We start from the raw sequence: 6,209 nt of genomic DNA on the forward strand, positions 1-6,209 counted from the left end.
GACACACTCCTATAATCTCTAAAAATTTATTTTCGTTTTTTATAATCTTATTATTCATTTATACTTGAATCGTCTTTTTTGTATGTGAAATTTTCCCTTAACGTACAATATTTTTTTGTCGTTTCGAGCTAATTATAGCATACATACAACAAGGGAATGCAGTACATATCAGCATACAAGCATTCCCTTGTTATTTTTATGTTATTACTTTACATTTTATGTCCCCACTGGTCAAAGTGATAATCTTTACCGTCGATTTTAAACCAACCGTCTGAATAAAGTGAACCATCTTCTCTAGCACAATACCAAAGGTATCCGTATGCAAGAGGCCAAGGTCTATATCCACCACCAACGTTGAACCATCCTGTTTTAGCTGCCCCTTTCTCATCGAAGTAATAATATTTATTATCGATAGTTTGCCAGCCCGTTTGTACTACGCCGTTATTGTCGAAATGGTATAGCTTACCATCGATTTTTTCAAATCCTGCTTTGTTAACTGATCCGTCTTCATGGAAATAATATTTTTTTCCATCAATTTCTTGATAATCATTGAACGTATCATTGTAGCCATTTATGAAATAGTATCTTTTATCGCCTATCATTTTCCAACCGGTATAGAAATCTCCATCTTCTAAACTATAATATGCCTGGGATTTCCCCTTTTTGTTGATCCCTGTTTTCCAAATCGAACCGTCTTTATTAAATACTAATCTTTTGTTTTCAAACGAAGCATAAATATCGCTGTCTATAGCTTCTCCATTTATCCTAGAAGCTCTCTCAAGTACGCCTTTGTCAGAAAAATGAAGAATGATATTTTGATCTTCTAGACGTATTTCCTTTTTATTTACATTGTAATTTTGGAAATAATAAATTTTACCATCTATTTCTTTCCAGCCTTCTTTAATAACCACTCCCGAAGCATCGGAATAAGTATCACCTTGCCAGGCTGATTTTTGCAAGGAACCATCATCATTGAAGTTATAGTACTTCCCATCGATTTCAGATCCATTTACAGTAACCATTAGCCTGATGGCGATTTGAAGCACCCCATAAAGAAAAAGAACCTGCTCGAATGCAGATTCTTTCCGACAATAATCTATGTAAGTAAGACACGAAAATATAATACAGTGCATCAAAAACGAATTCAAGTATAAAAAGAACCCACTGCAGTTCGGGTTTTTTCAGAAATGATGATGCTTTCTCTGTTTCAGATAGAGAAAAAACACAAAAAATATGATGCATCTAAGTATAAAAAATTTCAATACTTAAATTAGGAATTACCGCGAGGTGCTGAATATGATTTCTTACTTTATTCAGTTGTTACAAATATATCATCAGAGTGTAGTTGGAAATAAAAGTAAGTCTATGACCTGTTTTTACACGTATCTCGGCTGAGCCCCTAATAAAAGCGGATACTATTCATGCACATAAAAAGGAAGACTTTCCAAACATAGAAGGTCTTCCTTTAAAAAATGTATGTTGTCATCATTTATAGATATCACCACGATTTCCAATCGCTTGTATGTATATTACTTTCTCATCATGACAATTTGCTTTTGTATCTCTTTCTCTTACTTTGCAATAAACTTTAATGCGGACTTATGGTAAATCAACTTGTAGTCCGAATTCACGTTTTGCATCCTCCCCTGATACATATCCTTCGTCACTATTTAGCAGTTCTAATTTTTGTTTAGATAATAATTCATGATCCAAATCCGCTATATGTGGGCCCACCACATAGCCATCAAGTTAATAAAAATCCTCCAGATGCTGAAAGCATCTGGAGGTCGTGGGGATCTCATTTAGCGATTCATATTTATAAAAAATAGATTTTTTTGGGATGATTAATAACCTTTGTGTCCATGACTATCAAATTTAAAGGTTTTTCCGTCAATTTCAACCTTGGTATCTGTATAAATTGAACCATCCTGTTTAGCATAATACGTAAAGTGTCCGTAATAAGGGAAATGATACCCACCACCAACTGAGAACCATCCTATCTTAGCTGCTCCAGATTCATCGAAGTAATAGTCTTTACCATCGATTTTTTGCCAGCCCGTTTGTGCTACGCCGTTATTGTCAAAGTGGTATAGCTTACCATCTATTTTTTCGAACCCTGTTTTATTAACTGATCCGTCTTCATGGAAATAATATTTTTTTCCGTCAATGTCTTCATGCTTATTGAACGTAGTATTGCGGCCATTTGTGAAATAGTAGTTCTTACCGTCTATCATTTTCCAACCGGTATAGAAATCTCCATCTTCTAAACTATAATATTCCAACATGTGCTCTCTTTTGTTGATCCCTGTTTTGAAAATCGAACCGTCTTTATTAAATGCTAATATTTTGTTGTCAACCAGAACATTAATCCTGCTGTTTATAGCTTCTCCATTTAGATTAGAAACTCTCTCAAGCACACCTTTGTCGGAAAAGTGAAGGATGGCATCTTGATCTTCAAGACGTAGTTCTTTTTTATTTGGCTCGAAGTTTTGGAAGTAATAAATTTTACCATCTATATCTTTCAAGCCGTCTTTAACAAACGCTCCAGAGGCATCAGAATATTCAAGATCATCTCTCCATGCTGAGCGTTGCAAAACACCGTCAGCATTAAAATGGTGGGGCTTATTGTCGATCCATGAATCAGTACCACCTCCCGAAACCATGTAGCCATAAGGCGGTGTAAAATAATAAGTCTTCCCTTTAATTTCTTGCCAGCCTGTCAAAAGGGCTCCTTCAGCATCTGCAAAGGAATAACCAGTACCTCGATTTATCCAACTGTTCTTTATCACGTTTCCAGATGAATCTTTTGCACGATATTTAGTAGGGTCCTTTTCATCAGTTATAGTCTCTACTTTGTCATACTTCTGTCTCTCATTTTCTTTACCCGGATACCACTCTATTAACCAATTGTTAATTTCATTGTTGCTTTTTCCAGTGAAACGAATTTCGGATTTGAAACTCCAATCAGTACCAAATTGTTGAACATTTTGATTACCAGCCAAACTTACCCCATTTTTGTTATTCAAACGGAACTGAAATTTACCATCGTAAGAATTTCCTATCTGAACAAGTTCAAACACTTCATCATCGCCAAGCGAATCGGAATATTGAAGTCCTCTTCCTTCTTTCCCTGAAAGGTATTTCGAACCTGTTTTTACGATTACTTTATTCGTTCCTTTTTTATAAGGGATAATTTGATAAGGGTTACCGTGATTTAGTGCATTAAATGGTAGTGCAATAGGTGTCTCTAGGACGTGAGTACGCTCCGCCAATACATCAGATAATCGATCATAAAAATCTGCTTGAGCTTTAGGTTCATTCTTAACATAGTTGTCAAGGACATCTTTAGATACTGGCTTTGAAGTCAATGTTATCAATTGTTTTTGCTTATCTGATAATTTATTTGCTATCTTATCAAATAGGGAATCCGAATTTTTAACAACCACATCCCAATCTGGAGTCCAGCTGTCTGCATATTTTTTATAAAGTGGAAGAAGAAATCTTGGGTTTTTACCAGATGCTTTTTCTACAAATGCATGTTGGCCTTGATTTATCACAACTCCGGTCTTTCCTTCGTCTAATTGTGCTTGTGTAATGTAAAGAAGATCGTGTTCTGAGACATTTGCTCCATTAGGGTTTAAATCTATAATTGCACCTGCTTCAGTAATTTTAAGCTGCTGCCCAGATCTTAGTTGATGAATTTCGATTCTTCCATTTGGATAGCGTACTTTAACTGGTTTAAGAAAATTCGAATCACCTTGTGTATGATACATGGAAATATTAAATTCCCCAGATGTAAAACTAGGAGCCTGGTAAGTTTCGTTTTCTGCATATACATCAATGCGAGTACCTGGGTTTCGGTCTTTCTCCTCTGGGCTTATTCCAAGTGCTTCATAAGTGTTTGCTACAGCACCTAATACAGTAATACTTATATCTATTACCGTACCTATCCCTGCGCTAGCTTTGTTTTCTGCAATAGGAGCGACAGAAAAAAGAATACCTAATGCCGCTGCAGTAGGAATTACTTTCTTTCCAATTCCAATTGTTTTAAATTTTTTCTTCATTTTTGTTGTCCTCTCTTAGTAAGATTGAGCCTAGATTGCTTACATGTAACACTGTAAAAAACAAACATATAAATACTGTCGTATATTGATTTAAAATATAAAATCAATATTTATAAATTCATCTTAGTTTAAAAACCTTTCAAATTTCTTTCATAAATGTTACAAAAGTCTTACATTAATATATTATAAGATTTTGATTTTTTCGATATTCTATATTTTTTCAGCTTGGCCCCATGCTCATTAAGCGAAGATTTTTAAGTATCCCCAAAACAAAATTTTTATTTGTAAAATGAATGAAGTAGTAAACAAGAAAGGCTGGCAAAATGCCAACCTTTCTTGTTTTTTTGGTCTCAATTTTTAATTTAATAAGATATATCGGGGGTTTACTTATGTATCAATCCTTTTATTTCTATCGGTATTTCCAAGTTTAAGAAATTACTTGCAAGAGTCCTGAAGTGTTTGTATGAGAAGCAATGAAAGGGTTTTGTAACATTTACGAAAGACTTTTGAGAGTTATTTAAATTAAAATAAACTTACCGATGTTAATTTAAATATGTTGGAAACAGTATAAATTAGAAAGTAAGGAGCACATCCATGAAGGAAAAGATAAAGAGATGTATAAAAAAAATCCCCCCTGTAGGAATAGCGATGGGGATTGTATTCAGCTTGAACCCATTTACAAAACATAAAGCGAAAGCAGACGTTGATACGTTCGCAACGATTGTTACAACATTTGGTGATACCTATGATTCGTTTTTAAAAGAGCCTTTTGTTATCTTTTTATCCGAACAAAGTGCTAAAAATGATTATACAGCTAACAATGAAAACCGTGCTTACAAAGCTCCTACTTTTAACAAAGGAGAATTTGGTATTAGTGCGTTTGATTATTATAAAAACCAAAACTTTTCTAAGAGAATTAAACTTTTCTATAAAGATGGGAAAGTTGAATATAAAACGATAAAACATGGTCAACAACTTCTGATTAAGCAAGCTGGTATCATAGTGGACTTAAATCCTGATGAACCAGTACTATCTAAACATGATATTTTGTATATTACACAAAAACAATTAGATGAAGGTAATACGGGTATTGCGCTTACGAATTGGCAAACATATTACTTAAAAAGTGACAATAGTGGTCAAATGAATGGGCCTTTAGCTTTAAAATATATTAGACAGGAGTTTCCAAATATAAAACCAGGTAGTGTTTCTTTTGACCTAGAGAAACTTTTTCATGCACTACCAGGAGAGAAGCGAAAACTCGCAACGATAACTTCGAATCCAGTAAAAGCATCTGGAATTTTTAGTTATACCTCTGATGAGCTTGCTGAGATAAAGAGACATAAGCTCGCTGTCGTTACACAGCATAAAAATGAAGAATATTCTTCTATTTCTGTGAAAATTAGAAACAGGGATAACGTCTTGCGGACATGGGAGGATAGTACGAATATTTCTGCTTCATCTAATTGGATCCCAGAAGCTAGGAGCATATTTACAATTATTCCAATTGAAAAAGGATCTAACAAGGTGTACATAGAAGCAAATGCAACCTATCTTACATCAGCAAATGATGAGGTGGGCGTTACAGGATTTCGCGCTTATGGACAAGTATGGACACTTGTTAATTATGGATTTGAAAGCTTCTCTTTAAAAAATAACCACGGACAATATTTATCTGTTCATGATACATCCGTATGTCTTACTGACAAGCCTGATAAAAACACTATATTTGCCATTACTATTCAAAAAGATAAATGGAATGAGTGGTTAGCTAAATGGTATTCTAGCAAATAAAATGCAAGTTGATTTAACCTCTAGAAGCTTTACAAACATTTTTAACGAGTAATGAACCAACAAGCCAATTTTCTGTACGTTAAGGAAACTGGCTACACAGATCCCTAAGTTATTTTTAATCAAGCTTTATTTCAAACCAAAAATAATTCGCCCTTACGTTGAGTATATGTATTCAACGTAAGGGTTCTTTTAAATTCATATTTTAATTTCCTTAGTTAAGATAACGTATATATCTCGGCTGAACCCCGTTATAATTAAATCGTTTCCTTTTCGCCATTTATTAAACTAACGGGCAGGATATGTTAATCAATTCGCGAATACTTCAAATAATCATTAGCAAAGATTCTGCAT

At 34.1% G+C, this 6,209-nt stretch carries 3 protein-coding genes and 1 pseudogene; 1 reads left to right on the forward strand and 3 read right to left on the reverse strand.

All coding sequences use genetic code 11. The annotated features are described in order from the left end of the window. Window positions 1-209: 209 nt before the first annotated feature. The 3 genes and pseudogenes from CQ058_RS30695 to CQ058_RS30700 all read right to left on the reverse strand — a co-directional run. Window positions 210-1,022, reverse strand: a pseudogene (locus CQ058_RS30695) (N-acetylmuramoyl-L-alanine amidase family protein); the annotation flags it as partial. Between the two features lie 577 nt (window positions 1,023-1,599). Beyond that, window positions 1,600-1,734: a hypothetical protein gene (locus CQ058_RS32615; RefSeq protein WP_258169596.1), complete on the reverse strand. Its 135-nt coding sequence runs from the start codon at window positions 1,732-1,734 to the stop codon at window positions 1,600-1,602. Window positions 1,735-1,844: 110 nt separating this feature from the next. Then, entirely contained in the window at window positions 1,845-4,064 is a 2,220-nt protein-coding gene (locus CQ058_RS30700; protein ID WP_105590232.1) for an N-acetylmuramoyl-L-alanine amidase family protein, read from the reverse strand. A gap of 594 nt (window positions 4,065-4,658) precedes the next feature. Between CQ058_RS30700 and CQ058_RS30705 the strand changes: the two genes are divergently transcribed. Continuing rightward, on the forward strand, window positions 4,659-5,858 hold the full coding sequence (locus CQ058_RS30705) for a hypothetical protein (protein ID WP_105590233.1): 1,200 nt from the start codon (window positions 4,659-4,661) through the stop codon (window positions 5,856-5,858). The last annotated feature ends 351 nt before the right edge of the window (window positions 5,859-6,209 follow it).

The organism is Bacillus sp. MYb56, from assembly GCF_002976445.1.
Lineage (GTDB): Bacteria > Bacillota > Bacilli > Bacillales > Bacillaceae_G > Bacillus_A > Bacillus_A mycoides.